The sequence below is a fragment of the Cellulomonas sp. FA1 genome (genome assembly GCF_000986825.1).
Lineage (GTDB): Bacteria > Actinomycetota > Actinomycetes > Actinomycetales > Cellulomonadaceae > Cellulomonas > Cellulomonas iranensis.
Genome location: NZ_LBMY01000001.1, coordinates 885179 through 909999 on the forward strand (window position 1 = coordinate 885179; position 24821 = coordinate 909999).

The window sequence follows — 24821 nt, forward strand, 5'->3', positions numbered from 1 at the left end:
CGTGTCGTTCGTACACGTGTTCGCACGTGTGGCACAGTGGTGGCCGGTCCACGAGGGAGGAGCGCCAGGGTGATCGCATCGGTGCACGGCACGGTGCTGGCGGTGCGGCTCGACGCCGCGGTCGTCGAGGTGGGCGGCGTCGGCATGCTCGTCCAGGCGACGCCGGCGACGCTCGCGGGCCTGCGGCTCGGGCAGCCGGCGCGGCTGTTCACGTCGCTCGTCGTGCGCGAGGACTCCCTCACGCTGTTCGGCTTCGCGGACGACGACGAGCGGGACGTGTTCGAGACCGTGCAGACCGTCTCCGGGGTGGGCCCGCGCCTCGCGCTCGCGATGCTCGCCGTGCACACGCCCGACGGCCTGCGGCGCGCCGTCGCCGACGAGGACCTCGCGGCGCTCGTGCGCGTGCCCGGCATCGGGCGCAAGGGCGCGCAGCGCATCGTGCTCGAGCTCAAGGACCGTCTCGGGGCGCCGTCGCCGGCCGGGGGAGCGGGCGCCGTCCCGCTGCCGTCCGACCACCGCGAGCAGGTCGTCGAGGCGCTCGTGGGGCTCGGGTGGCCCGCGCGGGCGGCGCAGGACGCGGTCGCGGCCGTGCTCGACGGCACGAGCGACCCGGTGGGTGCGGACGAGGTCCCCGGCGTGCTGCGTGCCGCGCTGCGGTCGCTGGGCAGCGCCCGTGCGTGACGTGGGCGCGTTCGACGCGCTCCCCGAGGACCTCACGGACGCCGGCGGCGGGGCGGACTCGCTCGTGCGCGCGACCGCGGACGAGCCCGAGCGCGCGGCCGAGGCGGCGCTGCGCCCGCGGCGGCTCGACGAGTTCGTCGGCCAGCGCGTGGTGCGCGACCAGCTCTCGCTCGTGCTCGAGGCCGCACTCGGACGCGGACGCGCGCCCGACCACGTGCTGCTCTCGGGCCCGCCAGGGCTGGGCAAGACCACGCTCGCGATGATCATCGCGGCCGAGCTCGGCACGTCGCTGCGCGTCACGAGCGGCCCCGCGATCCAGCACGCGGGCGACCTCGCGGCCGTGCTGTCCTCGCTCGAGGAGGGCGAGGTGCTGTTCATCGACGAGATCCACCGCCTCGCGCGTCCGGCCGAGGAGCTGCTGTACGTGGCGATGGAGGACTTCCGCGTCGACGTCGTGGTGGGCAAGGGCGCGGGTGCGAGCGCGATCCCGCTGTCGCTGCCGCCGTTCACGGTCGTCGGCGCGACGACCCGCGCCGGTCTGCTGCCCGCGCCGCTGCGCGACCGCTTCGGGTTCACGGGGCACCTCGACTTCTACGCCGACGACGAGCTCGAACGCGTCCTGGTCCGGTCGGCGGGCCTGCTCGACGTGCCGCTCGACGCGGACGCCGCCGCGGAGATCGCGTCGCGCTCGCGCGGCACGCCGCGCATCGCCAACCGGCTGCTGCGGCGCGTGCGGGACTGGGCGCAGGTCCGTGGTGACGGGCACCTGCACCTGCCGGCGGCCCGTGCGGCGCTCGAGGTGTACGAGGTCGACCAGCGCGGGCTCGACCGTCTGGACCGTGCCGTGCTCGACGCGCTGTGCCGCCGGTTCGGCGGCGGGCCGGTCGGGCTGACGACGCTGGCCGTCGCGGTGGGCGAGGAGCCCGAGACGGTCGAGACGGTCGCCGAGCCGTTCCTCGTGCGCGAGGGCCTCGTGGGCCGTACGCCGCGCGGCCGCGTCGCGCTCGCGCCCGCGTGGGAGCACCTCGGGCTCGAGGTGCCCGTGCCCGGCGGCACGCTGTTCGACTGACGCGGGCCGTGTCGCGGCGACGCGGCGCAGCACGGGAGGCGGTCCGCGCACGTCGGGGAACCGACGAGCGCCCGCGCGCGTTGGAGCGGCGGGCCGCGGCGCCTAGACTGCGGCGGACGTCTGACACGAATGCGGGGACACGCGACCTCATGGACTACTCCTTCGTCATCCTTCTGGTGGTGGCCTTCGGCGGGCTGCTCTTCATGTCCAACCGCTCCCGCAAGCAGCAGCGCGAGGCGCAGGACTTCCGCGCCAACCTGGTCATCGGCGACGAGGTCATGACGGGCTCGGGGCTGTTCGGCACGGTCACCGCGATCGAGGACGACGTCATCACGCTCGAGTCGACCCCGGGCACGCGGACCCGCTGGCTGCGCGCCGCGATCGCCCGCAAGGTCGAGCCGCCCGTCGTGGCGGAGGACGTGGACGACGAGCCCGACGACGACGCAGTGGTCGTCGACGACGCCGTCGTCGACGTGCCGGACGACCTGTCCTCCCTGCCGCCCGAGCCGCCGTCGGCCCGCGAGGGCGACCGCGACAGCAAGTGACTCCGGCCCGGGTGACGACGCCCGGGCCCCAACCCGCCGGGTGCGACCGCGCCCGGTGCGCGCACGAGAGAAGAACTCCGTTGGCACCTCCTCCCCGCCGCCGTGAACGGCCGGTCCGCACGCTCGTCACCCTCGCGGTCGTGGTCGTCGCGCTCTTCGCGACGCTCCTCGCCGGCACGCGCTGGGGCGACGCCGCGCTGACGCCCAACCTCGCGCTCGACCTCGAGGGGGGCACGCAGGTCATCCTCGAGCCCGTGCCCGAGGTCGCGGGTCAGGTGACGTCCGACACGATCAACCAGGCCATCGCGGTCATCCGGCAGCGCGTCGACGCCTCGGGCGTGGCGGAGGCCGAGATCACGAGCCAGGGCGGCGACAAGATCGTGGTCGCGCTTCCGGGCCGTCCGAGCGAGGCCACGCTCGACCTCGTGCGCACGTCGGCGCAGATGGAGTTCCGTCCCGTGCTCGTCGAGGGCTCGCCGACGCCCGCGTCGGCGGGCACGGACCCGTCGGCCGAGCCGACACCCCCGGCCGACGACACGACCGCGGCGCCCGCCGACGGCGCGACGGGCGACCCGGCGGCGCCCGCGGACGACGCGACCGACGCGGCCGCCGACCCGGCCGCGACGCCCGAGCCCGCCGCGACCGACGGGGCCGCGGACGCGGCGCCGTCGGACGAGCCGGGCAAGGCCGCGCCCGACAGCCCGAGCGACGTCGCGTACTACGTGACGCCCGCCGTGCAGGCCGAGTTCGACGCGCTGGACTGCACGCTCCCGGAGAACCGGACGGGTGGTGCGCCCGGCGACCCCGACAAGGCGTTCGTGGCGTGCGAGCAGGAGGGCCTGGCCAAGTACATCCTGGGCCCGGTCGAGATCCCCGGGGCCGACATCAAGAGCGCGACGTCCGGCCTCGGTGTCAGCTCGTCCGGCGTCCAGACCGGCGAGTGGGTCGTGAACCTCGAGTTCACGTCGGCCGGCACGCCGAAGTTCACGGAGGTCACGACCCGGCTCTCGGGGCAGCAGCGCCCGCTCAACCAGTTCGCGGTCGTGCTCGACGCGCTCGTCATCTCGGCGCCGTCGGTCAACGCGGTGATCCCGAACGGCCAGGCCGAGATCTCGGGCACGTTCACGCGGCAGACCGCGGCGAACCTCGCCAACCAGCTGAACTTCGGGTCCCTGCCGGTCAGCTTCGAGGTGCAGAGCGAGCAGCAGATCTCCGCGACGCTCGGCTCCGAGCAGCTCCAGAAGGGCCTGCTGGCCGGCATCTTCGGCCTGCTGCTCGTCGTCGTGTACTCGCTCTTCCAGTACCGCACGCTCGGCCTCGTGACGGTGGCGTCGCTGCTCGTGGCGGCCGTCGTCACCTACGGCGTCATCGCGCTGCTGTCCTGGCTGCAGGGCTACCGGCTCTCGCTCCCCGGCGTGGCGGGCCTCATCGTCGCGATCGGCATCACCGCGGACTCGTTCATCGTGTACTTCGAACGCATCCGCGACGAGCTGCGCGACGGCAGGTCGCTGGGCGCCGCGGTCGACAAGGGCTGGGAGCGCGCGCGCCGCACGATCCTCGCGTCCGACGCGGTCAACTTCACGGCCGCGATCGTGCTCTACCTGCTGGCGGTCGGCGGCGTGCGCGGGTTCGCGTTCACGCTCGGGCTGACGACGATCGTCGACCTCGTGGTCGTGTTCCTGTTCACCCACCCGCTCATGACGCTCCTGGCCCGCACGCGGTTCTTCGCCGACGGGCACCCGGCCTCGGGCCTGGACCCGCGCCGGCTCGGCGTGGACACCGCGCGCTACGTGGGACGCGGCCGGGTCACGACGCCCGGTCAGCGGTCGAAGGTCACGTCCGACGCGCCCACGACCCGCGAGCCCGTCACGGTCGGGGCGGCCGGCATGACGATCGCCGAGCGTCGCGCCGCCGCGCGCGCCGCCGAGGCGAGCGCGACGCCGCCGCAGGACGACCCACCGACGACCGGAACGACCGACGCGCCCGCCGACGGCCGTCCCGAGGGGAGCGACCGCTGATGGCCTCCGGATTCGCCCAGTGGGGCAACGACCTGTACACCGGTCGCCGCTCGTACGACATCGTCGGACGGCGACGCACCTGGTACGTGATCTCCGCCGTCCTCGTGCTGATCTCCGCGGTGCTGCTCGTGCGGCCCGGCCTGAACCCCGGCATCGAGTTCCGCGGCGGGTCGGAATTCGTGGTGTCGGGCGTCGCGACGACCGACCAGCAGCTCGCGATCGACACGGTCCAGGCGGTCGCGCCGAGCGAGAGCCCGCGCGTCACGACCGTCGGCGGCTCGTCGTTGCGCATCCAGACCGCCGAGCTCACGAACGACGAGGTCGAGCAGGTCAAGAACGGCCTCATGGCCGCGTTCGACGTCACGCAGGACGAGGTGACGAGCGCGTTCGTCGGCCCCTCGTGGGGCAAGGACGTGTCGCAGAAGGCCATCACCGGCCTGGTCGCGTTCCTCGTGTTCGTCTCGCTCGTCATGACCGTGTACTTCCGCAACTGGCGGATGGCCGCGGCCGCGCTCATCGCGCTGTTCCACGACCTGCTCATCACGGTCGGGATCTACGCGGCGGTCGGCTGGGAGGTCACGCCCGCCACCGTGATCGGCTTCCTCACGATCCTGGGGTACTCGATCTACGACACGGTCGTCGTGTTCGACAAGGTGCGGGAGAACACCGCCGACACGCTCGACCAGACCCGCTTCACGTACGCCGAGAAGGCGAACCTCGCGGTCAACCAGACGCTCGTCCGCTCGATCAACACGTCGGTCGTGGCGCTGCTGCCGGTCGGCTCGATCCTCGTGGTCGGGGCGTTCATCCTCGGGGCGGGCACGCTGCGGGACATCGCGCTCGCGCTGTTCGTGGGCATGCTCGTCGGCGCCTACTCCTCGATCTTCCTGGCGACGCCGCTCGAGGTGACGCTGCGCGAGCGCGAGAAGCCCGTGCGCGACCACACGGCGAAGGTCCTCGCGGCCCGCGCGGGTGCGGTGCACGCCGAGGACGGCGACGGCGCTCCGGTCGCCGTCGGCGCCGCGACGCCGCGCGCGACGGCCGCGCTGCGCCCCGGGGGCCACCTCGGGCAGTCCTCGCAGCCCAAGCGGAAGAAGCGATGAGCGCCGTGGTCGAGGGGACGGACGCCCGGGCCGCGCTGGCACGACGCGTCGACGCGCTCATGCGCACGGTGCCGGACTTCCCGGAGCCGGGCATCCAGTTCCGCGACATCATGCCGCTGCTGGCGGACGCCGACGCGTTCGCCGCGGTCGTCGACGCGTTCGCGGCCGCGGTGCCGGGGCCGGTCGACCTCGTCGCCGGCATGGAGGCGCGCGGCTTCCTGCTCGCCGCGCCGGTCGCGACCGCGCTGGGCGCGGGCGTCGTGCCGGTGCGCAAGGCCGGCAAGCTGCCCGGACCCGTCGCGTCGCAGTCGTACGCGCTCGAGTACGGGACGGCGGCCGTCGAGGTGCAGCCGTTCACGATCCCGGACGGTGCGCGGGTGCTCGTCATCGACGACGTGCTCGCGACCGGGGGCACCGCGGCGGCGACCGTGCGCCTGCTGGAGGAGTGCGGCGCCGACGTCGTGGGCCTGAGCTTCCTCGTGGAGCTCGAGGCCCTCGCCGGGCGCGCGCTGCTCGAGGGGCACCGCGTCGACGCGCTCCTCGCGCTCTGACGTCGCCCGTCCGGCGCACGGGGCAGGGCGCCCCGGGTGCCGGACGGCCGTCCGACGGTGCGGGCGGTCGTAGACTCGTCGGACCAGGGGAGGGGTGCGAGATGGCGGACAGCACGGGCACGGGGACGGACGCGACGACCGCGTCCGTGGCCGGCGCGCCCGCGACGCCGCCGCGCGGTGCGCACGGCGCCCCGGCCACACCCTCCACGGGCACGGCGCGGCAGGGAGAGCCGGAGCCCGCGACGGGGTCGACGAGCCGCGTGCGGGCCCGTCTCGCGCGGCTGTCGGGCCGGTCCGGTCCGGCGTACCCCGCCCTCGAGCCGGTGCTGCAGGCCGTCCGCACCAACCACCCGAAGGCCGACCTCTCCGGCATCGAGCAGGCCTACGTCGTCGCCGAGCAGGCGCACCGTGGGCAGCTGCGCAAGAGCGGCGACCCGTACATCACGCACCCGGTCGCGGTCGCGACGATCCTGGCCGAGCTCGGCATGACTCCCTCGACGCTCGTCGCCGCGCTGCTGCACGACACCGTCGAGGACACCGACTACTCGCTCGACCAGCTGCGCCGCGAGTTCGGTCCCGAGGTCGCGATGCTGGTCGACGGCGTCACGAAGCTCGACAAGGTCGCGTACGGCGACGCGGCGCAGGCCGAGACGGTGCGCAAGATGGTCGTCGCGATGTCGCGTGACATCCGCGTGCTCGTCATCAAGCTCGCGGACCGCCTGCACAACGCGCGGACGTGGAAGTTCGTGTCGTCGGCGTCCGCCGAGAAGAAGGCCCGCGAGACCCTCGAGATCTACGCGCCGCTCGCGCACCGGCTCGGCATGAACACGATCAAGTGGGAGCTCGAGGACCTGTCGTTCGCGACGCTGTACCCCAAGGTCTACGACGAGATCGTGCACCTCGTCGCCGAGCGGGCCCCCGCGCGCGAGGAGTACCTCGCGACCGTGCGGGAGCAGGTCGGGACGGACCTGCGCGCCGCGAAGATCAAGGCGACGGTCACGGGCCGCCCGAAGCACTACTACTCGATCTACCAGAAGATGATCGTGCGCGGCCGCGACTTCGCGGACATCTACGACCTCGTGGGCGTGCGCGTCCTGGTCGACACGGTGCGCGACTGCTACGCGGCGCTCGGTGCGCTGCACGCGCGGTGGAACCCGGTCCCCGGCCGGTTCAAGGACTACATCGCGATGCCCAAGTTCAACCTCTACCAGTCGCTGCACACGACCGTGATCGGGCCGGGCGGCAAGCCCGTCGAGATCCAGATCCGCACGCACGACATGCACCGCCGGGCGGAGTACGGCGTCGCGGCGCACTGGAAGTACAAGGAGACGGCCAAGAGCGGCCAGCCGGACACGGCGGGCAACGACATGACGTGGCTGCGTCAGCTCGTCGACTGGCAGCGCGAGACCGCCGACCCCACCGAGTTCCTCGACCTGCTGCGCGACGAGATCGCCGGGGCCGAGGTCTACGTCTTCACGCCCAAGGGCGACGTGCAGGCGCTGCCGTCCGGCGCCACACCGGTCGACTTCGCGTACGCCGTCCACACCGACGTCGGTCACCGCACCATGGGTGCGCGCGTCAACGGTCGCCTCGTGCCGCTGGACTCGGTCCTCGAGAACGGCGACGTCGTCGAGGTCTTCACCTCGCGCTCCGAGACCGCCGGCCCCAGCCGCGACTGGCTCGCGTTCGTCAAGAGCCCCCGCGCGCGCAACAAGATCCGCCAGTGGTTCACCAAGGAGCGGCGCGAGGAGGCGATCGAGCACGGCAAGGACGCCATCGCCAAGGCGATGCGCAAGCAGAACCTGCCGATCCAGCGCCTCATGTCGCACGAGGCCCTCGTCGCGCTCGCGCACGAGATGCGGTACGCCGACGTCTCCGCGCTGTACGCGGCCGTGGGCGAGGGGCAGGCGTCGGCCGCGTCGGTCGTGCAGCGGCTCGTGCACTCGCTCGGCGGCGAGCCCGCCGCCGAGGAGGACATCGCCGAGACCGCGCGTCCGGGCGCGACCGCGCGGCGCGTGCGCACCGGCGACCCGGGCGTGGTCGTCAAGGGCGTCGGCGACGTGTGGGTCAAGCTCGCGAAGTGCTGCACGCCCGTGCCGGGCGACGACATCGTCGGCTTCGTGACGCGCGGTGCCGGCGTCTCGGTCCACCGGTCCGACTGCCTCAACGTCGAGGCGCTGCGGAACCAGCCCGAGCGCATCGTCGAGGTGTCCTGGTCGCACACGAGCTCGCAGCTGTTCCTCGTGCAGATCCAGGTCGAGGCGCTCGACCGCTCGCGGCTGCTGTCCGACGTGACGCGCGTGCTGTCCGACCACCACGTCAACATCCTGTCGGCGTCGGTGTCGACGTCCCGCGACCGCGTCGCGCTGTCCCGCTTCGTCTTCGAGATGGCCGAGCCGTCGCACCTCGCGTCGGTGCTGTCCGCCGTGCGTCGCATCGAGGGCGTGTTCGACGTCTACCGGATCACCGGGTCGCGCGGGGCCGAGGAGCCCGCGATCCGCGCCTGAGCGCCACCGGGCGCACGCCCGCCCCCGGCGGTGGTGCGCTCGTCGGCGACCTGCGCGAGGACGTGACGCGCGCGGCGGACGCCGCGGCCGCCGTGCAGGGACGCCGCGGCCCGCGCCGCGCGACCGGTGTCGAGCCCCACGTCGCGCAGCGCCCGCAGCAGCGGCAGCGACTGCGCCGGGGGCAGCCAGCGGGCGACGTCCAGCGCCGTGCGCAGCACCGTGGTCACGCGCACGCCGCCGATCGTCAGGACGTCCGCGTCCGACAGCTCCGCCTCGTGGGTGCGCCGGTCCGGGTGGGGGTCGGGACGTCGCGCACGCGTGCGCACCAGCACGTCCGCCCGCGCGGGGGACGGACCCCCGACGTGCACCCAGACGGCCGTCGCACGGCCGACCACGCCGCGCTCCGGCACGAGCGCGGCCAGCGCGGCGACCCGCACCGCGGGGTCCTCGGTGCACGCCGCCACGCGCGCCGCACCGCCCCACACCGGGGTGATCAGGCCGTCACGGAGCAGCCCGGCCCACTCGAGCGACGACACGTCGGCGCGGTGCACCACCGAGCGGCCGGGGCGCGGCCCCGGACGCAGCTGCCGCAGCGCGCGGGGGACGGCGGGGACGGGCGGGGCGGGTGTGCTCACGTACGCAGGATGCCCGCCCGCCTCCCCGGGCGGGGGAGCGGACGGGCATCCTGTGGACGGCGGATCAGCCGCGGGCGTCGTCCGCGGCGCGCTGCACCTGCTCGAGCCACGCGCGACGCGCGTCGAGCGCGGCCTGCGCGTCGGCGATCTTCCGCTGGTCGCCGGCGGCACGGGCCTTCTCGAGGTCGGCCTCGAGCCCGGCGATGGCCTGCTCGAGCTGTGCCGCCGCTCCCTCGGCGCGGGCACGCGTCTCGGGGTTGGTCCGGCGCCACTGCGCGGAGTCGGCGTCGCGGATCGCGTTCTCGACCGCGCGCATGCGGCCCTCGACGCGCTGCAGGTCGGCGCGCGGGACCTTGCCCGCCGCGTCCCAGCGGTCCTGGAGCGAGCGGAGCGCGGCCTTCGCGGCGGCGAGGTCGCGCACGGGCAGGAGCGCCTCGGCCTCGACCAGCAGCGCCTCCTTGACCTCGAGGTTGGCGCGGAACTCCTCGTCGACGGCCTGGTTCGCGGCGTCGCGGGCCGCGAAGAACGCGTCCTGCGCCGTGCGGAACCGGGCCCACAGCGCGTCGTCGACCTGGCGGCTGGCGCGGCCCGCGGCCTTCCAGCGCGTCATGAGGTCGCGGTACGCCGCCGACGTGGCACCCCACTCGGTGCTCGTGGACAGCGCCTCGGCCTCCGCGACGAGCTGCTCCTTGGCGGCCTTCGCGTCGGCGTTGCGCGACTCGAGCTCGGCGAAGAAGTGCCGCCGCTCGCGGTCGAACGTGGTGCGCGCGTGGCTGAACCGCTTCCAGAGGGACTCCTCGGTGGGGCGGTCGATGCGCGGGCCCGAGCGCTGCGCGTCCTTCCACTGGTCGAGGAGCGAGCGCAGCTGCTCGCCCGCCGGACGCCACTGGATGCGCGACGGGTCGGTCGCGGCGATCTTCTCGGCCTGCTCGACGATCTGCGTCCGGGCGGCGATCGCGGCCTCGCGGGCCGCGGCGCGCTCGGCCTCGGCCTGGGCGCGTCGCTCGCGCGCACGCTCGCGCAGGCCCTCGAGCCGCGTACGCAGCCCGTCGAGGTCGCCGACCGCAGCGGGCTCGGCGAGCTCCTCGGTGAGACGCGTGAGGGTCTGGTCGATCTCCTTGACCGAGAGGTCGGTCGCGGACAGCCGGGCCTCGAACAGCGCGACCTTGGCCTGCAGGTCGAGGAAGCGCCGCACGTACAGCGCGAGCGCCTCGGGCGCGCTCGCGCCCGGGAACTGGCCCACGACACGCTCGCCCGCGGCCTCGACGACGTGCACCGTGCCGTCCTCGTCGACGCGACCGAACGTGGCGGCTCGCGCCGCCTCGGCCTCCTCGTCGGGCGTGGGCACCGGCACCGCGGGCGTCGCGGGTGCCGCGGCGCCCGCCGCGCGCGGACCGGGTCGCAGCGAGGCCGGGGTGGGGCGCGGACCGCCCGGGCGGGGACGCGGGCGCGGGGCGCCCGCGGCGACGGGCGCGGGTGCCGCGGCCGCCTCCGGAGCGGCGGCGGTCGTCTCCGCCGCCTCCGGCTCGGCCGCGGGCTCCGCCTCGGTGGCCGGTGCCGCAGTCGCCGCCGTCTCCGGTGCCTGCGCGGCGTCCGGTGCGTCGGTGCCCGCAGGCGTCTCGGTGACGTCGGCCGGGGCCTGCGCGGCGTCGCCGTCCGTGCCCTCGACGGGCGTGCCGTCAGCGGGCGTGCTCTCGTCTGGCGTGCTCTCGCCAGGCGCGCCGTCGCCGGGCGCGGCGTCGTCGGACGTCGTCGCGCCCGGCGGCTCGGGAGCGGCGGCGGGCTCGACGGCCTCGGGCGCGTCCTGCACCACCTCGGGCGCGTCCTGCACCACGTCGGGTGCGGCCTCGGCCTCGGGTGCCGGCGCGTCACCCGCGAGGGGGGGAGCCTGCTCGGCGTCGTCCACGGACGGCGTCGTCGGGTGCTCGGTCACTGGATCTCCACTCCCTCGATGGTGACGTCGGTGACCGGACGTTCGCTGCCGTCCTGGGTCCCCGCGTCAGCGATGGCCTGCACGACGTCCAGACCGGACGTGATGCGGCCGAACACGGTGTAACCACCCGCCGCGTCGGACGGGATCTGCGAGTCCTCGTAGACGAGGAAGAACTGGGAGCCCATCGAGGCACCGTCGCCGCTGACGCGCGCCATGGCGATGGTGCCCGCCGGGTAGACGTCGTCGGCCGGGGCGTTCTCGACCGGGCCCCACGCGTAGCCCGGGCCGCCCTGCCCGGTCGCCGTCGGGTCGCCGCACTGCAGCACGTGGATGCCGGTCGTGACGAGGCGGTGGCACAGGGTGTCGTCGAAGTAGCCCTCGTCCGCCAGGGTCACGAAGTTCGCGACCGCCTGCGGCGCGGCCGCGCCGTCGAGCTCGACGCCGATCTCACCGGCGGACGTGCGCAGCGTCCCGGTCCACGTGCGGCCCTCGGCGAGCGCCGGGTCGGGCACGGCGCCGCCGTTGCCGGTCCGTGCGGGCAGGGCCGCGGGTGCCGTGGCCGCGCCGGTCGGTGCGGCCTCGACGGGCTCGCCGCCGCGCGTGAGGCCCGCGACCGCGGCGACGCCGATGCCGAGCGCGAGCACCCCGACGACGCCGACGGCGACCGTGCGCGTGCGCCGCTGCCGCGCGCGCTGCGCCTCGACCTGACGCGCCTGCCACTTCTCGTGCCGGCGGTGCGCGTTCTCGCGCTCGCGCTTCGAAGACACCGCTCTCCTCGACTCGTCGTGCCGGCGGGGTGCGCCGTGCCTTCTGCGGCCCGGGCCGTGCGGCCCGGCTCCGGCGGACCTGGTGCCGGACCCCGACAGTCTAGGCAAGGCGGGGCCGTCGCCGTGCACCCGTGCCACGACGCGCGCGCCGGTGCGTCGCGGCCCTCGTCTAGCGTGGCCGCATGCAGATCCTCACGCTCGTCGCACCGGTCTTCGCGGCACGCTGCTCGGTGGTCGTCGCGGACGACGGCACGTGCGTGGTCGTCGACCCGGGGGCCGGTGCGGGGGAGCAGGTGCGCCGCGTCGTCGCCGAGCGTGGCCTGCACCCGCGCGCGGTGCTCGTCACGCACGGGCACGCCGACCACACGTGGGACGCCCCGGCGCTCGTCGACGCGTTCGGCGTGCCGGTGCTGCTGCACGCGGGCGACGCGTACCGGCTCGACGACCCGTTCGGGAGCCTGGGCGTGCTCGACCCGCGGCACGACCCGACCGGTCCGCTCGCGCAGGCGCTGGCCGCCGCGGGCGTCGACCTCGGCTCGTGGCACGCGCCCGCGCACGTCGAGACGTTCGGCACGGCGGACGGCGACCGCTCGCCGGACACGGTGCTCGACCTCGGCGGCGTGCGGCTCACGGCCCGGCACGCGCCGGGCCACACCGAGGGCTCGACGCTCTACGTCCTGGGCGACGACGCCCCCGAGCCGGTCGTGCTCAGCGGCGACGTGCTGTTCGCCGGGAGCGTCGGGCGCACCGACCTGCCCGGCGGCGACCCGGCCGCGATGGCGACCACGCTGCGCGACGTCGTCGGCGCCCTGCCGCGCGCCGCGCGCGTGCTGCCCGGGCACGGCCCCGCGACCGACGTGGCGACCGAGCTCGCCACCAACCCGTACCTGCGCGCCGTGCGCTGACGACCGGCCTGCGGACCGTGCACGAGGCGCTCCGCACGTCTGGGATCATCGGAGCCATGGCGCGACCCACACCCCTGTCCGGATTCCCCGAGTGGCTGCCCGAGGGGCGCATCGTCGAGCAGCACGTGCTCGACGTGCTGCGCCGCACGTTCGAGCTCCACGGGTTCGCGGGCATCGAGACGCGGGCCGTCGAGCCGCTCGACCAGCTGCTGCGCAAGGGCGAGACCTCCAAGGAGGTCTACGTGCTGCGCCGGCTCCAGGAGGACCCGGACGCACCCGCCGAGCGCGCCGGGCAGCTCGGCCTGCACTTCGACCTCACCGTGCCGTTCGCGCGGTACGTGCTCGAGAACGCCGGGCACCTCGCGTTCCCGTTCCGGCGCTACCAGATCCAGAAGGTCTGGCGCGGCGAGCGCCCGCAGGACGGCCGGTTCCGGGAGTTCGTGCAGGCGGACATCGACGTCGTGGGCGCGGGCGCGCTGCCGTACCACTACGAGGTCGAGCTCCCGCTCGTCATGGCCGACGCGCTCGGCGCGCTGCGCGACCTCGGGGTGCCGCCCGTGCGGATCCTCGTGAACAACCGCAAGGTCGCCGAGGGGTTCTACCGCGGCCTCGGGCTCGACGACGTCGAGGCCGTCCTGCGCGGCATCGACAAGCTCGACAAGATCGGCCCCGAGGCCGTCGCCGAGCTGCTCGTGGCCGAGGCCGGCGCGTCCGCCGCGCAGGCCGCCGCGTGCCTCGAGCTCGCGGGCGTCCGCGGCGAGGACGCCACGGTCGTCGACCGCGTCCGCGAGATCGCGGCACGGCACGACGCGTCCACCGACCTGCTCGAGGAGGGGCTCGCCGAGCTCGGTGCGCTCGTCGCCGCGGCGGCCGAGCGGGCGCCGGGCGTGGTGGTCGCCGACCTGCGCATCGCGCGCGGCCTCGACTACTACACCGGGTCGGTCTACGAGACCGTGCTCGTCGGCCACGAGGACCTCGGCTCGATCTGCTCGGGCGGGCGCTACGACACGCTCGCGTCCGACGGCGCGACGACCTACCCCGGCGTCGGCCTGTCGATCGGCGTCTCGCGGCTCGTGTCGCGCCTGCTCTCGGCCGGCCTCGTGCGCGCGACCCGCTCGGTGCCGACCGCCGTGCTCGTCGCCGTCACGAGCGAGGAGCGGCGCGCGCAGTCCGACGCCGTCGCGGCCGCGCTGCGCGCGCGGGGCGTGCCGACGGAGGTCGCGCCCAGCGCCGCGAAGTTCGGCAAGCAGATCCGCCACGCCGACCGGCGCGGCATCCCGTTCGTGTGGTTCGTCGGCGACGCGACCGACGACGGCGCGCCGCGGCAGGACGAGGTGAAGGACATCCGCTCGGGAGAGCAGGTCGTCGCCGACGCCGCGTCGTGGACGCCGCCCGCCGAGGACCTCCTGCCGCGCGTCGTCGCGGGCTGACCGGGCGCGCCGGCCTCGACCGCCGACCGGCGCGGGCACGCGTCGGGATCGGCCGTCGACGGACAGGCGTGCGGTACGGGGGGCCCGGCGCGCACGTGTCCGCCGGGCCGTCCCGCCGTCCGTCGGCGGTGCCCGGCGCGCGCCGGGGACGCGGCGTGCCTAGCGTGTGCGCGTGACCCCGCGCGAGCACGTCCCCGCCACCGGTCCGCTCACGCTGCGCGGCCACATCGCCGGCGTCGGCACGGCCGAGGGCACGCGACTCGTGGTCGGGCGCTGGCTGCGGTCACCGCTCGGCGCGTTCGCCGACGTCATGGTCGAACGACCCGACGGCACGCGTGTGCTGCTCGCGCCACGGCCCGACGTCGCGGCGCTCGTCGAGCGGCTGTACACGTTCGACGCGGTCCACCTCGTCGACGTGCGCGTCGTCCCCGACGCGGACGCCCGCACGTGGACCGTCGTCGCGGGGCCGCTCGACGCGCGTCTGACGGTGGGCGCCCGCACGGCCGTCGGGGTCGCGCTGCGCGCGCTGCCGCCCCGCCTGGTCGACCTGCCGCTGACGGCCCCGGTGGTGGACGCCGTCGCGGGCCTGGTCGTGCCCGGCGTCCGCACGCGCGGCACGGGGCGCGACGGCTCGCCCGAGACCTACGCCGCGCGCGACCAGCACGCGGTGGTCGCGCTCGAGGCCACGTGGGGCGGCCGCGCGCTCGGGCCGCTGCGCCGCGTCGAGCCGGCCGTGCGGTTCGGCTTCTCGTCGGCGCCTGCGGCGCCGACGGTCACGGCGGTCGCCGTCCGCATCGCGACACCTCGTTGACATCGGTTCGAACACGTGTTCGACTCGTGCGGTGCGATGGGACGCCCAGAAGACCCAGGAGGTCGACGCCGGTGCGCTGCCGGGCCTCGAGCTGCGGGCCCTGCCCGGCCTGGTGCGCAGCGTCCGCACGCCCGACTTCGCGGGCGTGACGTTCCACGAGGTGCTGTGCCGCAGCGCGCTCAACCGCGTCCCTGACGCCTCGGCCGTGCCGTTCCGGTGGACCGTCAACCCGATGCGCGGGTGCCTGCACGCGTGCGCCTACTGCTTCGCCCGGCCCACGCACGAGTACCTCGACCTGGACGCCGGCCGCGACTTCGAGACGCAGATCGTCGTCAAGACCAACGTCGTCGAGGTGCTGCGCGCCGAGGTCACCCGGGCGTCCTGGCGGCGCGAGCACGTCGCCCTCGGCACCAACACCGACCCCTACCAGCGCGCCGAGGGGCGCTACCGCCTCATGCCCGGGATCATCGACGCGCTCGCGGGCTCCGGCACGCCGCTGTCGGTCCTCACCAAGGGCACGCTGCTGCGGCGCGACCTGCCGCAGCTGGGCGACGTGGTGGCCGCCGGTGGCGCCGTCGCGGTCAGCGTGTCCCTCGCGACGATCGACGAGGAGCTCCAGGCCGCGCTCGAGCCCGGCACGCCCACGCCGCGCGCGCGGCTCGAGCTGGTGCGGGCGGCACGCGACGCGGGACTCGCGTGCGGCGTGCTCGTCGCGCCCGTGCTGCCGTGGCTGACCGACGACGACGAGCACCTCGACGCGCTGCTGCGCGCCGTCCGTGACGCCGGCGCGACGTCGGTGACCGTCCTCGCGCTGCACCTGCGCGGTGCGGTGAAGGCCGTGATGGGGGACTGGCTGCGCACCCACCGGCCCGCGCTGCTGCCGCGGTACCGGCGCCTGTACGGCGACGGCGCGTACGTCCCGCGCGACTACCAGCGCTGGCTCGACGCGCGCGTCGCACCCGCGCTCGCGCGGCACGGCTACGGCGCGGGCGAGGACCGTCGGGCGTGGCGCGCGCGGGCGGGCGGGGCCGGGGAGGCCGATCGGGTCGAGGCGGCGGCGCCCGTGCCGACCCTCTTCTGACGCCGGCCGGGCGCGGCGGCGCGGCCCGGTGCCCGGGGAGTGCGTGCGGCCCGCGACCCTGCGGCGCGACTAGGATCGTCCGGACGCCCGACCGGGCGTCGTGCACCCGACCCGAAGGACCTCCTCCCGTGCTGCGCACCCACACCGCCGGCTCGCTGCGAGCCGAGCACATCGGCACCACCGTCACCCTCACGGGCTGGGTGGACCGGCGGCGCGATCACGGCGGCGTGGCGTTCGTCGACCTGCGGGACGCGTCGGGCATCGCCCAGGTCGTCATCCGCGACGAGGCCGTCGCGCACGGCCTGCGGGCCGAGTACGTGCTGCAGGTCACCGGCGAGGTCGGGCGACGCCCCGAGGGCAACGAGAACGCGAACCTCGCGACGGGCGAGGTCGAGGTCGTCGCGCACGAGGTCGTCGTGCTCAACGAGTCCGCGCCGCTGCCCTTCCAGGTGTCCGCGTCGGTCGACGAGCCGGTCGGCGAGGAGGCGCGTCTGCGCTACCGCTACCTCGACTTGCGCCGCCAGGGCCCCGCGCACGCGCTGCGCCTGCGCGCCCAGGTGAGCCAGGCCGCGCGCCGCGTGCTCGACGACCGCGGCTTCGTCGAGGTCGAGACCCCGACGCTCACGCGCTCGACCCCCGAGGGCGCGCGCGACTTCGTCGTGCCCGCGCGCCTCGCGCCGGGCTCCTGGTACGCGCTCCCGCAGTCGCCGCAGCTGTTCAAGCAGCTGCTCATGGTCGCGGGCCTCGAGCGCTACTACCAGATCGCGCGCTGCTACCGCGACGAGGACTTCCGCGCCGACCGGCAGCCCGAGTTCACGCAGCTCGACGTCGAGGCCAGCTTCGTCGACCAGGACGACGTCATCGAGCTCGCCGAGGCCGTCCTCACTGCGCTGTGGCGGCTCATCGGCAACGAGATCACCACGCCGATCCCGCGCATGACCTACGCCGACGCGATGGAGCGCTACGGCACCGACAAGCCCGACCTGCGGTTCGGGCTCGAGCTGACGGACCTCACGTCGTACTTCGCGGAGACGCCGTTCCGCGTGTTCCAGGCGCCGTACGTGGGCGCGGTCGTCCAGCCGGGCGGGGCGAGCACGCCGCGCCGCGGGTTCGACGCGTGGCAGGAGTGGGCCAAGCAGCGCGGCGCCAAGGGCCTGGCCTACGTCACCGTGGGCGAGGACGGCGAGCTCGGCGGCCCCGTCGCCAAGAACATCACCGACGCCGAGCGGGCCGGTCTCGCCGCCGCGGTCGGCGCGCAGCCCGGCGACGCGGTGTTCTTCGCCGCCGGCAAGCCGACGGAGGCTCGCGCCCTGCTGGGCGCCGCTCGACTGGAGATCGGCCGCCGCGGCGGGCTGATCGACGAGGACGCGTGGTCGTTCGTGTGGGTCGTCGACGCGCCGCTGTTCAAGCCGACGGGCGAGGACGACGACGTGGCCGTCGGCGGCGGCGCGTGGACCGCCGTGCACCACGCGTTCACGTCGCCGACCCCCGAGTGGGTCGACCGCTTCGAGGAGGACCCGGGCGCGGCGCTCGCGTACGCGTACGACATCGTCTGCAACGGCAACGAGATCGGCGGCGGCTCGATCCGTATCCACCGCCGTGACGTGCAGCAGCGCGTGTTCGAGGTCATGGGCATCGGCCCGGAGGAGGCCCAGGAGAAGTTCGGCTTCCTGCTCGACGCGTTCCAGTTCGGTGCGCCGCCGCACGGCGGGATCGCGTTCGGCTGGGACCGCATCACGGCGCTGCTGACGCGCTCGGAGTCGATCCGCGAGGTCATCGCGTTCCCGAAGTCGGGTGGCGGCTACGACCCGCTCACCGGTGCGCCCGCGCCCATCTCGGTCGAGCAGCGGCGCGAGACCGGCGTCGACGCGAAGCCGAAGCAGCCGAAGGCGGCGGACGCGGCGCCCGAGGCACCCGCCTCGGCGTGACCGACGGGCTCCTGGCCCGACTGCCCGCGGCCCTGCGCTCCCGGCGCGACGTCCTGTCCGACCGGGAGCGCTGGGCCGCGGCGCGCGTCGTGGCGTCCGACGACCACGCGGCCGTGCTCGTGCGCGACGCCGGCGGGCCCGCCGTGTGGGCGGTCGGCGACTCGGGGTCGCTCGCGACGCTGCTCCCGCCGGCGCTGGTCGCGCACGCGGCGGGGGCGCGGTGGGTCACCGCACCGCGCGACGTACCGGTCCCGCCCGAGGCGCTCGCGGCCGCGGGCGTCGTGCCCCGCACGTCCTGGGACCGGTTGACGACCGCGGCGGCGCCGCGGCGGGTGGCGGGCGAGGACGCCGTCCGTGCGCTCGACCCGGACCGCGACACCGCGGCGATCGCCGCGTGCCTGGACGCCGCGAACCCCGCGACGCACGCGCGGCCCGGCGCCGACGACGACGCGGCCTGGTGGGGCGTCGAGGGTGAGCACGACGACCTGCTCGGCGTGATCGGCGTGGCGTGGCGCGGCGGCGTGGCCGGCGACCGCTCCGTGCACCTGCACGGCCTCGGCGTCGTGCCTGCGGCACGCGGACGCGGTCTCGGGACCGCTCTCACCGCCGTCGCGACGCGACGCGCTCTCGAGGGCGGGGCGCCGTGGGCGTCGCTCGGGATGTACGCGGACAACGCGGCCGCGCGGCACGTGTACCTGTCGCTCGGGTTCGCGGTCGACGCCGAGAACGTCGGCTACGGGCCGCCCGGAGCCGAGCGCCCCTGAGCCCGTCGCGCCGTCACCACCGGCGCGGGGCCTCCTCGCCGGCCCCGAGCGTGAGGTGCGGACGGGGAGCCTCGTCGAGCTCCGGGACGCCGATCCAGGTGCCGTCGCCGTCGTCCACCGACAGCTGCTGCGGCCGGGCGCGGAACGACCGCCGCCACTGGAACCACAGCACGGGCACGAGCAGGATCACGAGCAGGCTCCCGTCGAGGAAGACCAGGGCGGCGGACTTCTGCGTCATCTCGTCGGTCGAGCTCGTCAGGACGAGGATGTGCGTCGTGACCGCGACGACGACGGCCGCGACCGCGAGGGTCCACGCGCGGGAGCGCCACCGCAGCCGGCGGTAGGCGTCGGGGTCGGTCGGTGCCAGTCGGGAGATCGGGATCCGGGCCACCCCGCCTGCCTACCGCACGGGCGCGGCGTGTCGCGTGGGCCGCCCGGGTGACGCGTCAGTGCAGGATCGCGAACCGCTCGTAGAGGCGGCGCAGGGGGCGCGGGGCCCACCAGTTCGCGCGGTCGAGCACCGTCATGGTCGCGGGCACCAGCAGCAGGCGGACGATCGTCGCGTCGATGAGCACGGCGACCGCCAGCGCGAACCCGACCTCCTTGATGACCACGAGGTCGCCCGCGACGAAGCCCGCGAACACCACGACGATGATCGCGGCGGCCGACGTGATGATGCGGCCCGAGCGCTGCAGGCCCAGGCGGACCGCGGCGTCGGTCGCCATGCCCTCGTCGTGCAGCTCCTTCACGCGCGACAGCAGGAAGACCTCGTAGTCCATGGCGAGCCCGAACGCGAACGCGACGACGAGCGCGAGCACGTACGTCTCGATGCCGCCGGGCGACTCGAATCCGAGCAGGCCCTCGAGGTGGCCGTCCTGGAAGCCCCACACCATGACGCCCAGGGCCGCGAGGATCGACAGCGCGTTGGTGAGCAGCGCCTTGACGGGGATCACGACCGACCCGGTCATGAGGAACAGCAGCACGAGGGTCGCGACGCCCACGATGCCCAGCGCGAGCGGTGCGCGCGCGACGAGCGAGGCGGTGAAGTCGATCTGCGACGCCGCCTGCCCGACGACCCAGCGGTCGAACGGCACGTCGGACGCGCGGACCTCGCGGACCACGTCGGCGGCGACGGGGCCCCCCGGGTCGTCGGTCGCCGCGCGGACGCCGATGACGACGTACGAGCCGAGCGGCGCAGGCGCGTCGACGGACGCGACGTCGGGCAGCTCGGTGAGCTCCGCGGCCCACGCGGTCGCGTCCTCGAGCGACGCCGCTGCCACGACCGTGACGGCCGCGGACGACGCGCCGGGGTAGTTCTCCTCGAGGTCCGCGACGTACTCGCGCTGCGCGGTACCGGCGGGCAGCAGCTCGAGCCCGCTGATGCGCAGCTGGGTGCCGAGCGCCGGGGACGCCAGCACGGCGAGCAGGGCGACGGAGCCGAGCATGACCCACCACGGGTGGCGCTGGACGCGGGCCGCTAGCGTCGAGAACGCGCCGTCCTCGCGCTGCACGTCCGACGCGCGGCGCAGCACGGGCAGCCGGGACAGCAGCCCGGGGCGCGCGAGGCGCCGCCCCGCGAGCGTGAGCAGCGCGGGGACGAGCGTCACGGCGGTCGCGACCGCGACCAGCACGACGACGACGCCACCGGCGCCGACGGCCCGCAGGATGTCGGGGCGGAACACCAGGAGGCCGGCGATCGACACGGCGACCGTGACGGCCGAGAACACGACCGTGCGTCCGGCGGTGGCCATGGTCCGCTCGATCGCCGTGACGACCGGTCCGTCGCCGCGGCGCCGTCGGCTGGCCGCTCCGCCGTCGACGTCGACGAGCCGGTGCAGCTCCTCACGGAACCGGGACACGACGAGCAGCCCGTAGTCGATCGACAGGCCCAGGCCGAGCACGGTGACGACGTTGACGACGGACGCGTCGACGTCCATGACGTACGTCATCGCCAGCAGGCCGCCGAGGCCGCCCGCGATGGAGGCGAGCGCACCCGCCATGGGCATGGCGGCGGCCAGGAAGCCGCCGAAGACGACGACCATGACGAGCAGCGCGACCGGCAGCGCGACCAGCTCGCCCGTCCGCAGGTCCTGCTCGACCTGGTCGGTGATCTCCTCGACGATGAGGTGCTCGGCACCCACGACGCCGTGCACGTCGGGCGCGACGGCACGCAGGTCGCCGGGCACGTCCCGCAGGCGCTGCTCGACGTCCGCCAGCGCGGCCGACTGCGCGTCGGGACCGAGGTCGGGCACCAGCTCGACGACCACGAGGAACCCGCGCCCGTCCTGCGCGAGCAGCGGTGCCGCGGCGGGGCTCGTCACGCCGCCGGGCAGGACGAACGGGTCGATGACCGACGCGACGTGGTCGAGCGCCGCCAGCTCCGTGCGCGCGGGCTCGAGGGCGGCGGCGACCTCGGGGGCGGCCGGGTCGACGCCCGAGACCACGAGCGTGACGCCCGGGCCCGTCGTGCGCTCGGCGGCGAGGATCTCCTGCCCGCGGGTCGACTCCGCGCCCGGCACGCCGGGCGCGCCGGTGCTCATGCGGTCGAACAGGCTCTCGCCGTGCAGGCCCTGGACGGCGAGGCCGTAGCCGACGACCGTGAGGACCAGCCAGACGACGACCGTCAGGCGCGGGTGGTGGGCGACCGAGCGGCCCAGGCGTGCGAACACGCGGGTCATGGTCGCAGGTCTGCGGCGCCCCGCGCACGTCCCGGCGTCGTGTGGCAGGTCGCGCCGGTGCGCGGCCCCGCGGGGCCGGACGTCGGCGGCGGTGCGTACGCTCGCGGCATGGACCTGTTCGACGCGGTCACGTCGACCGCGCAGGGGCTGCCCGCGCCGTCGGCCGGCGCCCCCCTCGCGGTGCGGATGCGTCCGCGCACGCTCGCGGAGGTGGCCGGTCAGGCGCACCTGCTCGTGGCGGGCTCGCCGCTGCGCCGGCTCGTCGAGCCCGCCGACGAGGCCGCGCGCCGCGCCGCGCCGTCGTCCGTGATCCTGTGGGGCCCGCCCGGGACCGGGAAGACGACGCTCGCCTACCTCGTGGCCGCGACGTCGGGCCGGCGGTTCGTGGAGCTGTCGGCCGTGACGGCCGGCGTCAAGGACGTGCGCGCGGTGGTCGAGGACGCGCGCCGGCGGCTCGCGGCGGACGGGTCCGAGACGGTGCTGTTCATCGACGAGGTGCACCGCTTCACCAAGGCCCAGCAGGACGCGCTGCTGCCGAGCGTCGAGAACCGGTGGGTCACGCTCGTCGCGGCGACGACCGAGAACCCGTCGTTCTCGGTGAACTCGCCGCTGCTGTCCCGGTCGCTGCTGCTCACGCTGCAGCCGCTCACGACCGACGACGTGCGGTCCCTGGTGCTGCGCGCGGTCGAGGACGAGCGAGGGCTGGACGCGTCGGTCGTGCTGACCGACGACGCGGCCGACCACCTGCTGCGGCTCGCGGGCGGCGACGCGCGCAAGGCGCTGACGATCCTCGAGGCGGCGGCGGGCGCCGCGCTGGGGGACCGCGACCCGGACTCCGACCCGGGCGAGCCCGCCGTGGTCGACCTCGCGACCATGGAGCGCGCGATCGACGTGGCCGCGGTCCGCTACGACCGCGACGGCGACCAGCACTACGACGTCGTGAGCGCGTTCATCAAGTCGATGCGCGGGTCCGACGTCGACGCGGCGCTGCACTACCTCGCGCGCATGGTCGCCGCGGGGGAGGACCCGCGGTTCATCGCCCGGCGCGTCGTGATCGCCGCGTCGGAGGAGGTCGGCATGGCCGACCCGAGCGCGTTGCAGACCGCCGTCGCGGCGGCGCAGGCGGTCGCGCTCATCGGCATGCCGGAGGCGCGGATCATCCTCGCGCAGGCCGTGGTGCACGTCGCGACCGCCCCCAAGTCGAACGCGTCGTACGCGGGCATCAACCGCGCCCTGGAGGACGTGCGTGCGGGCCGCATGGGGACGGTCCCGCCGCACCTGCGGGACGCGCACTACGCCGGAGCGCAGGGGCTCGGGCACGGCAAGGGGTACGTGTACGCGCACGACGAGCCGCACGCCGTGGCGGCGCAGCAGTACCTGCCCGACGAGCTGGTCGGCACCCGGTACTACGAGCCGTCCGACCGGGGGTTCGAGCGGTCGGTGGCCGAGCGGGTGGCGCGCATCCGGGCGATCCTGGGCGACGGCTGACGACGCGAACGGTGCGGGCGCGCCCGTTCGTCTCGAGGGCTCGACACCTGGCGTGAGGCCGTCGCACGACGGGGCCGCGGGCCGGGATTTCCGGTCGCGGCCCCGCGGCGGGTAGCATTGCGGGGTTGCCCGGCGTACGACGCACGGGCGACGTCCCTGGGGCCTCAGCCCGTACCCGTGTTCCGTGCCGGGTGCACCGTGGTCGGCCCCGCACCCGTCGGACGTCCTGTCCGTCCGGACCTCGTCCGGTGCACGGGTGTGATCGTCACGAGACACGACAGGAAGTACAGCTGTGAGCAACGTGACCCGCTCGCGTCGCCAGGTCCGCCTGAGCCGCGCGCTCGGCCTGGCCCTGACGCCCAAGGCCGTCAAGCACTTCGAGAAGCGCCCCTACCCCCCGGGCGAGCACGGCCGTGCGCGCCGCCGCACCGAGTCGGACTACGCCGTCCGGCTGCGCGAGAAGCAGCGGCTGCGCGCGCAGTACGCGCTGCGCGAGAAGCAGCTCGCCAAGGCGTACGAGAACGCCCGCAAGGCCCCGGGCCTGACCGGTGAGGCGCTGGTCGAGGACCTCGAGACGCGTCTCGACGCGCTCGTGCTCCGTGCCGGCTTCGCCCGCACGATCCTGCAGGCGCGCCAGACCGTCACGCACCGTCACGTGCTCGTCGACGGCAAGATCGTGGACCGCCCGTCCTTCCGCGTGAAGGAGGGCCAGACCATCCAGATCAAGCCCAAGTCGCAGGCCACCGTGCCGTTCCAGGTCGCCGCCGCCGGCGCGCACCGCGACGTGCTGCCCGCCGTGCCCGGCTACCTCGAGGTCCAGCTCGAGAAGCTCAGCGCGACGCTCGTGCGCCGCCCGAAGCGCGCCGAGGTCCCCGTGACCTGCGAGGTCCAGCTGGTCGTCGAGTTCTACGCCCGCTGACCCTGCACCGACGGACGCCCCGCCGCGCACCAGCGCCGCGGGGCGTCCGCGTCCCTGCCGCCGGCCGGGGCGCGGCCACGACCGGACCGACGGGTAGGGTGGCGCAGGTCGCGCGGCGCGGGTCGCCGCGCTCCGACGATGTGCGGCGACCGTCGCAGGTGCCGCACGACAGGAGGGGTCGCATCCATGCTCGGTGACGTCGCGGGACTCATCGCCGCGATCGCGTTCGTGCTGCTCGTCGGCCTGCTCGCGGTGCCGCTGCTCAAGCTCGGCAACGTCCTCGACGAGGCGCGCACCTCGGTGCGGGAGCTCACCGACCACTCGCTGCCCGTGCTCGACGAGACCGCCAAGGTCGTGGCGTCGTCCGCCACCCAGATGGACAAGGTCGACACCGTGACGACCGCGGCCGCCCAGGTCGGCGAGAACGTCTCGGCGCTCACGTCGCTCGTCACCGCGACCGTCGGTGCGCCGCTGCTCAAGGTCGCGGCGTTCTCCTACGGCGTGCGCCGCGCCCTGGCCGGCCTGCGTGCGGGCGGCCGCCGATGAGGCGCCTGTTCTGGGTCGGCGTGGGTGTCGCGCTGACCGTCGTCGTGGTCCGCCGCGGCCGGCAGCTCGTGGACGCGTACGCACCGGCCGGCTCGGCCGACGCCGTGGACGGCGCGCTGCGGGTCACGCGCGCGCTGCGCGCGGCGCGCGACGACTTCCGGGCCGGGGTCGCCGAGCGCGAGGCCGAGCTGCTCGACGCGCTCGTCGGCGACGTCGACCTCGACGAGCTGCGCGCCACCGCGCCGCGTCGCCGCGCCGAGCTGCGTGACTCCTTCGGGGGGCGCCCGCCGCGCGACGACCTCGCCCGCGACCTCGCCGCGCGCGGCTGGGCCGGCGAGCCGACGCAGGACCCGGACGACGACGAGCACGCCCCCTTCTTCTGACCGGGCCCGCCCCGGTCCCGCGGCCAGCGCGCCGCCCACCACCGAACCTCCCGCCGCCGCCCGGCGACGGCCCCCACCT

General features: G+C 75.4%; 22 protein-coding genes. 17 read left to right on the plus strand and 5 right to left on the minus strand.

Going from position 1 to position 24821, the window contains the following annotated elements; translation table 11 throughout:
* Positions 1-69: 69 nt before the first annotated feature.
* From ruvA to GY42_RS03945, 7 genes are all read left to right on the plus strand, one after another.
* Positions 70-681: a Holliday junction branch migration protein RuvA gene (ruvA, locus tag GY42_RS03915; RefSeq protein ID WP_046528331.1), complete on the plus strand. Its 612-nt coding sequence runs from the start codon at positions 70-72 to the stop codon at positions 679-681.
* A 1-nt stretch (position 682) separates the two neighbouring features.
* On the plus strand, positions 683-1750 hold the full coding sequence (gene ruvB / locus GY42_RS03920) for a Holliday junction branch migration DNA helicase RuvB (protein WP_046530516.1): 1068 nt from the start codon (positions 683-685) through the stop codon (positions 1748-1750).
* A gap of 149 nt (positions 1751-1899) precedes the next feature.
* Positions 1900-2295, plus strand: a complete 396-nt coding sequence (gene yajC / locus GY42_RS03925) for a preprotein translocase subunit YajC (protein WP_046528332.1) — start codon at positions 1900-1902, stop codon at positions 2293-2295.
* Between the two features lie 80 nt (positions 2296-2375).
* Positions 2376-4313, plus strand: a complete 1938-nt coding sequence (gene secD / locus GY42_RS03930; RefSeq protein ID WP_046528333.1) for a protein translocase subunit SecD — start codon at positions 2376-2378, stop codon at positions 4311-4313.
* Positions 4313-5416, plus strand: a complete 1104-nt coding sequence (secF, locus tag GY42_RS03935; protein WP_046528334.1) for a protein translocase subunit SecF — start codon at positions 4313-4315, stop codon at positions 5414-5416. The genes secD and secF overlap by 1 nt, the downstream gene beginning before the upstream one ends.
* On the plus strand, positions 5413-5967 hold the full coding sequence (locus GY42_RS03940; protein WP_046528335.1) for an adenine phosphoribosyltransferase: 555 nt from the start codon (positions 5413-5415) through the stop codon (positions 5965-5967). The genes secF and GY42_RS03940 overlap by 4 nt, the downstream gene beginning before the upstream one ends.
* A gap of 101 nt (positions 5968-6068) precedes the next feature.
* Positions 6069-8474, plus strand: a complete 2406-nt coding sequence (locus GY42_RS03945) for a RelA/SpoT family protein (protein ID WP_046528336.1) — start codon at positions 6069-6071, stop codon at positions 8472-8474.
* Here GY42_RS03945 and GY42_RS18050 read toward each other — a convergent pair.
* From GY42_RS18050 to GY42_RS03960, 3 genes are all read right to left on the minus strand, one after another.
* Positions 8423-9109 (minus strand): hypothetical protein, encoded by a 687-nt coding sequence (locus GY42_RS18050; RefSeq protein ID WP_052748195.1) that lies wholly within the window; start codon positions 9107-9109, stop codon positions 8423-8425. The two genes, GY42_RS03945 and GY42_RS18050, sit on opposite strands and share 52 nt — an antisense overlap.
* A 64-nt stretch (positions 9110-9173) precedes the next feature.
* Positions 9174-11042, minus strand: a complete 1869-nt coding sequence (locus GY42_RS03955; RefSeq protein WP_046528337.1) for a DUF349 domain-containing protein — start codon at positions 11040-11042, stop codon at positions 9174-9176.
* Entirely contained in the window at positions 11039-11809 is a 771-nt protein-coding gene (locus GY42_RS03960; RefSeq protein WP_046528338.1) for a peptidylprolyl isomerase, read from the minus strand. The genes GY42_RS03955 and GY42_RS03960 overlap by 4 nt, the downstream gene beginning before the upstream one ends.
* Before the next feature lie 182 nt (positions 11810-11991).
* On the opposite strand from GY42_RS03960, the gene GY42_RS03965 reads away from it, so the two are divergent.
* From GY42_RS03965 to GY42_RS18055, 6 genes are all read left to right on the plus strand, one after another.
* Positions 11992-12714, plus strand: a complete 723-nt coding sequence (locus tag GY42_RS03965) for an MBL fold metallo-hydrolase (protein WP_046528339.1) — start codon at positions 11992-11994, stop codon at positions 12712-12714.
* A 56-nt stretch (positions 12715-12770) separates the two neighbouring features.
* Positions 12771-14144 carry a histidine--tRNA ligase gene (gene hisS, locus GY42_RS03970; RefSeq protein WP_046528340.1) on the plus strand — a complete coding sequence of 458 codons (1374 nt, stop codon included), beginning with the start codon at positions 12771-12773 and terminating at the stop codon, positions 14142-14144.
* 172 nt (positions 14145-14316) lie between these two features.
* A complete protein-coding gene (locus GY42_RS03975) occupies positions 14317-14955 on the plus strand; it encodes a hypothetical protein (protein WP_046530518.1) in 639 nt (212 codons plus the stop codon).
* A gap of 31 nt (positions 14956-14986) precedes the next feature.
* Complete coding sequence (locus GY42_RS03980; RefSeq protein ID WP_046528341.1) at positions 14987-16036, plus strand: Rv2578c family radical SAM protein; 1050 nt, start codon at positions 14987-14989, stop codon at positions 16034-16036.
* 128 nt (positions 16037-16164) lie between these two features.
* A complete protein-coding gene (aspS, locus tag GY42_RS03985) occupies positions 16165-17964 on the plus strand; it encodes an aspartate--tRNA ligase (protein WP_046528342.1) in 1800 nt (599 codons plus the stop codon).
* Entirely contained in the window at positions 17961-18728 is a 768-nt protein-coding gene (locus GY42_RS18055; RefSeq protein WP_052748196.1) for a GNAT family N-acetyltransferase, read from the plus strand. The genes aspS and GY42_RS18055 overlap by 4 nt, the downstream gene beginning before the upstream one ends.
* Positions 18729-18741: 13 nt before the next feature.
* On the opposite strand, the gene GY42_RS03995 is transcribed toward GY42_RS18055, so the two are convergent.
* The gene (locus GY42_RS03995) at positions 18742-19119 is read right to left on the minus strand and encodes a hypothetical protein (RefSeq protein ID WP_046528343.1); all 378 of its coding nucleotides are present in this window, start codon (positions 19117-19119) and stop codon (positions 18742-18744) included.
* Positions 19120-19174: 55 nt separating this feature from the next.
* Positions 19175-21406: an MMPL family transporter gene (locus GY42_RS04000; RefSeq protein ID WP_046528344.1), complete on the minus strand. Its 2232-nt coding sequence runs from the start codon at positions 21404-21406 to the stop codon at positions 19175-19177.
* 108 nt (positions 21407-21514) lie between these two features.
* Between GY42_RS04000 and GY42_RS04005 the strand changes: the two genes are divergently transcribed.
* From GY42_RS04005 to GY42_RS04020, 4 genes are all read left to right on the plus strand, one after another.
* The gene (locus GY42_RS04005) at positions 21515-22894 is read left to right on the plus strand and encodes a replication-associated recombination protein A (RefSeq protein WP_046530520.1); all 1380 of its coding nucleotides are present in this window, start codon (positions 21515-21517) and stop codon (positions 22892-22894) included.
* A 292-nt stretch (positions 22895-23186) separates the two neighbouring features.
* Positions 23187-23813, plus strand: coding sequence for a 30S ribosomal protein S4 (rpsD, locus tag GY42_RS04010; protein ID WP_052748197.1), 627 nt, complete (start codon positions 23187-23189; stop codon positions 23811-23813).
* Between the two features lie 186 nt (positions 23814-23999).
* On the plus strand, positions 24000-24359 hold the full coding sequence (locus tag GY42_RS04015; RefSeq protein WP_046528345.1) for a DUF948 domain-containing protein: 360 nt from the start codon (positions 24000-24002) through the stop codon (positions 24357-24359).
* Positions 24356-24742, plus strand: coding sequence for a hypothetical protein (locus GY42_RS04020; protein ID WP_046528346.1), 387 nt, complete (start codon positions 24356-24358; stop codon positions 24740-24742). The genes GY42_RS04015 and GY42_RS04020 overlap by 4 nt, the downstream gene beginning before the upstream one ends.
* The last annotated feature ends 79 nt before the right edge of the window (positions 24743-24821 follow it).

Coding starts and splice junctions, on each gene's coding strand:
- GY42_RS04015 (WP_046528345.1), top strand. CDS start 24,000: ATGCTCGGTGACGTCGCGGGACTCATCGCCGCGATCGCGTTCGTGCTG.
- GY42_RS03940 (WP_046528335.1), top strand. CDS start 5,413: ATGAGCGCCGTGGTCGAGGGGACGGACGCCCGGGCCGCGCTGGCACGA.
- GY42_RS03945 (WP_046528336.1), top strand. CDS start 6,069: ATGGCGGACAGCACGGGCACGGGGACGGACGCGACGACCGCGTCCGTG.
- GY42_RS04000 (WP_046528344.1), bottom strand. CDS start 21,406: ATGACCCGCGTGTTCGCACGCCTGGGCCGCTCGGTCGCCCACCACCCG.
- hisS (WP_046528340.1), top strand. CDS start 12,771: ATGGCGCGACCCACACCCCTGTCCGGATTCCCCGAGTGGCTGCCCGAG.
- yajC (WP_046528332.1), top strand. CDS start 1,900: ATGGACTACTCCTTCGTCATCCTTCTGGTGGTGGCCTTCGGCGGGCTG.
- GY42_RS04020 (WP_046528346.1), top strand. CDS start 24,356: ATGAGGCGCCTGTTCTGGGTCGGCGTGGGTGTCGCGCTGACCGTCGTC.
- GY42_RS04005 (WP_046530520.1), top strand. CDS start 21,515: ATGGACCTGTTCGACGCGGTCACGTCGACCGCGCAGGGGCTGCCCGCG.
- GY42_RS03965 (WP_046528339.1), top strand. CDS start 11,992: ATGCAGATCCTCACGCTCGTCGCACCGGTCTTCGCGGCACGCTGCTCG.
- secF (WP_046528334.1), top strand. CDS start 4,313: ATGGCCTCCGGATTCGCCCAGTGGGGCAACGACCTGTACACCGGTCGC.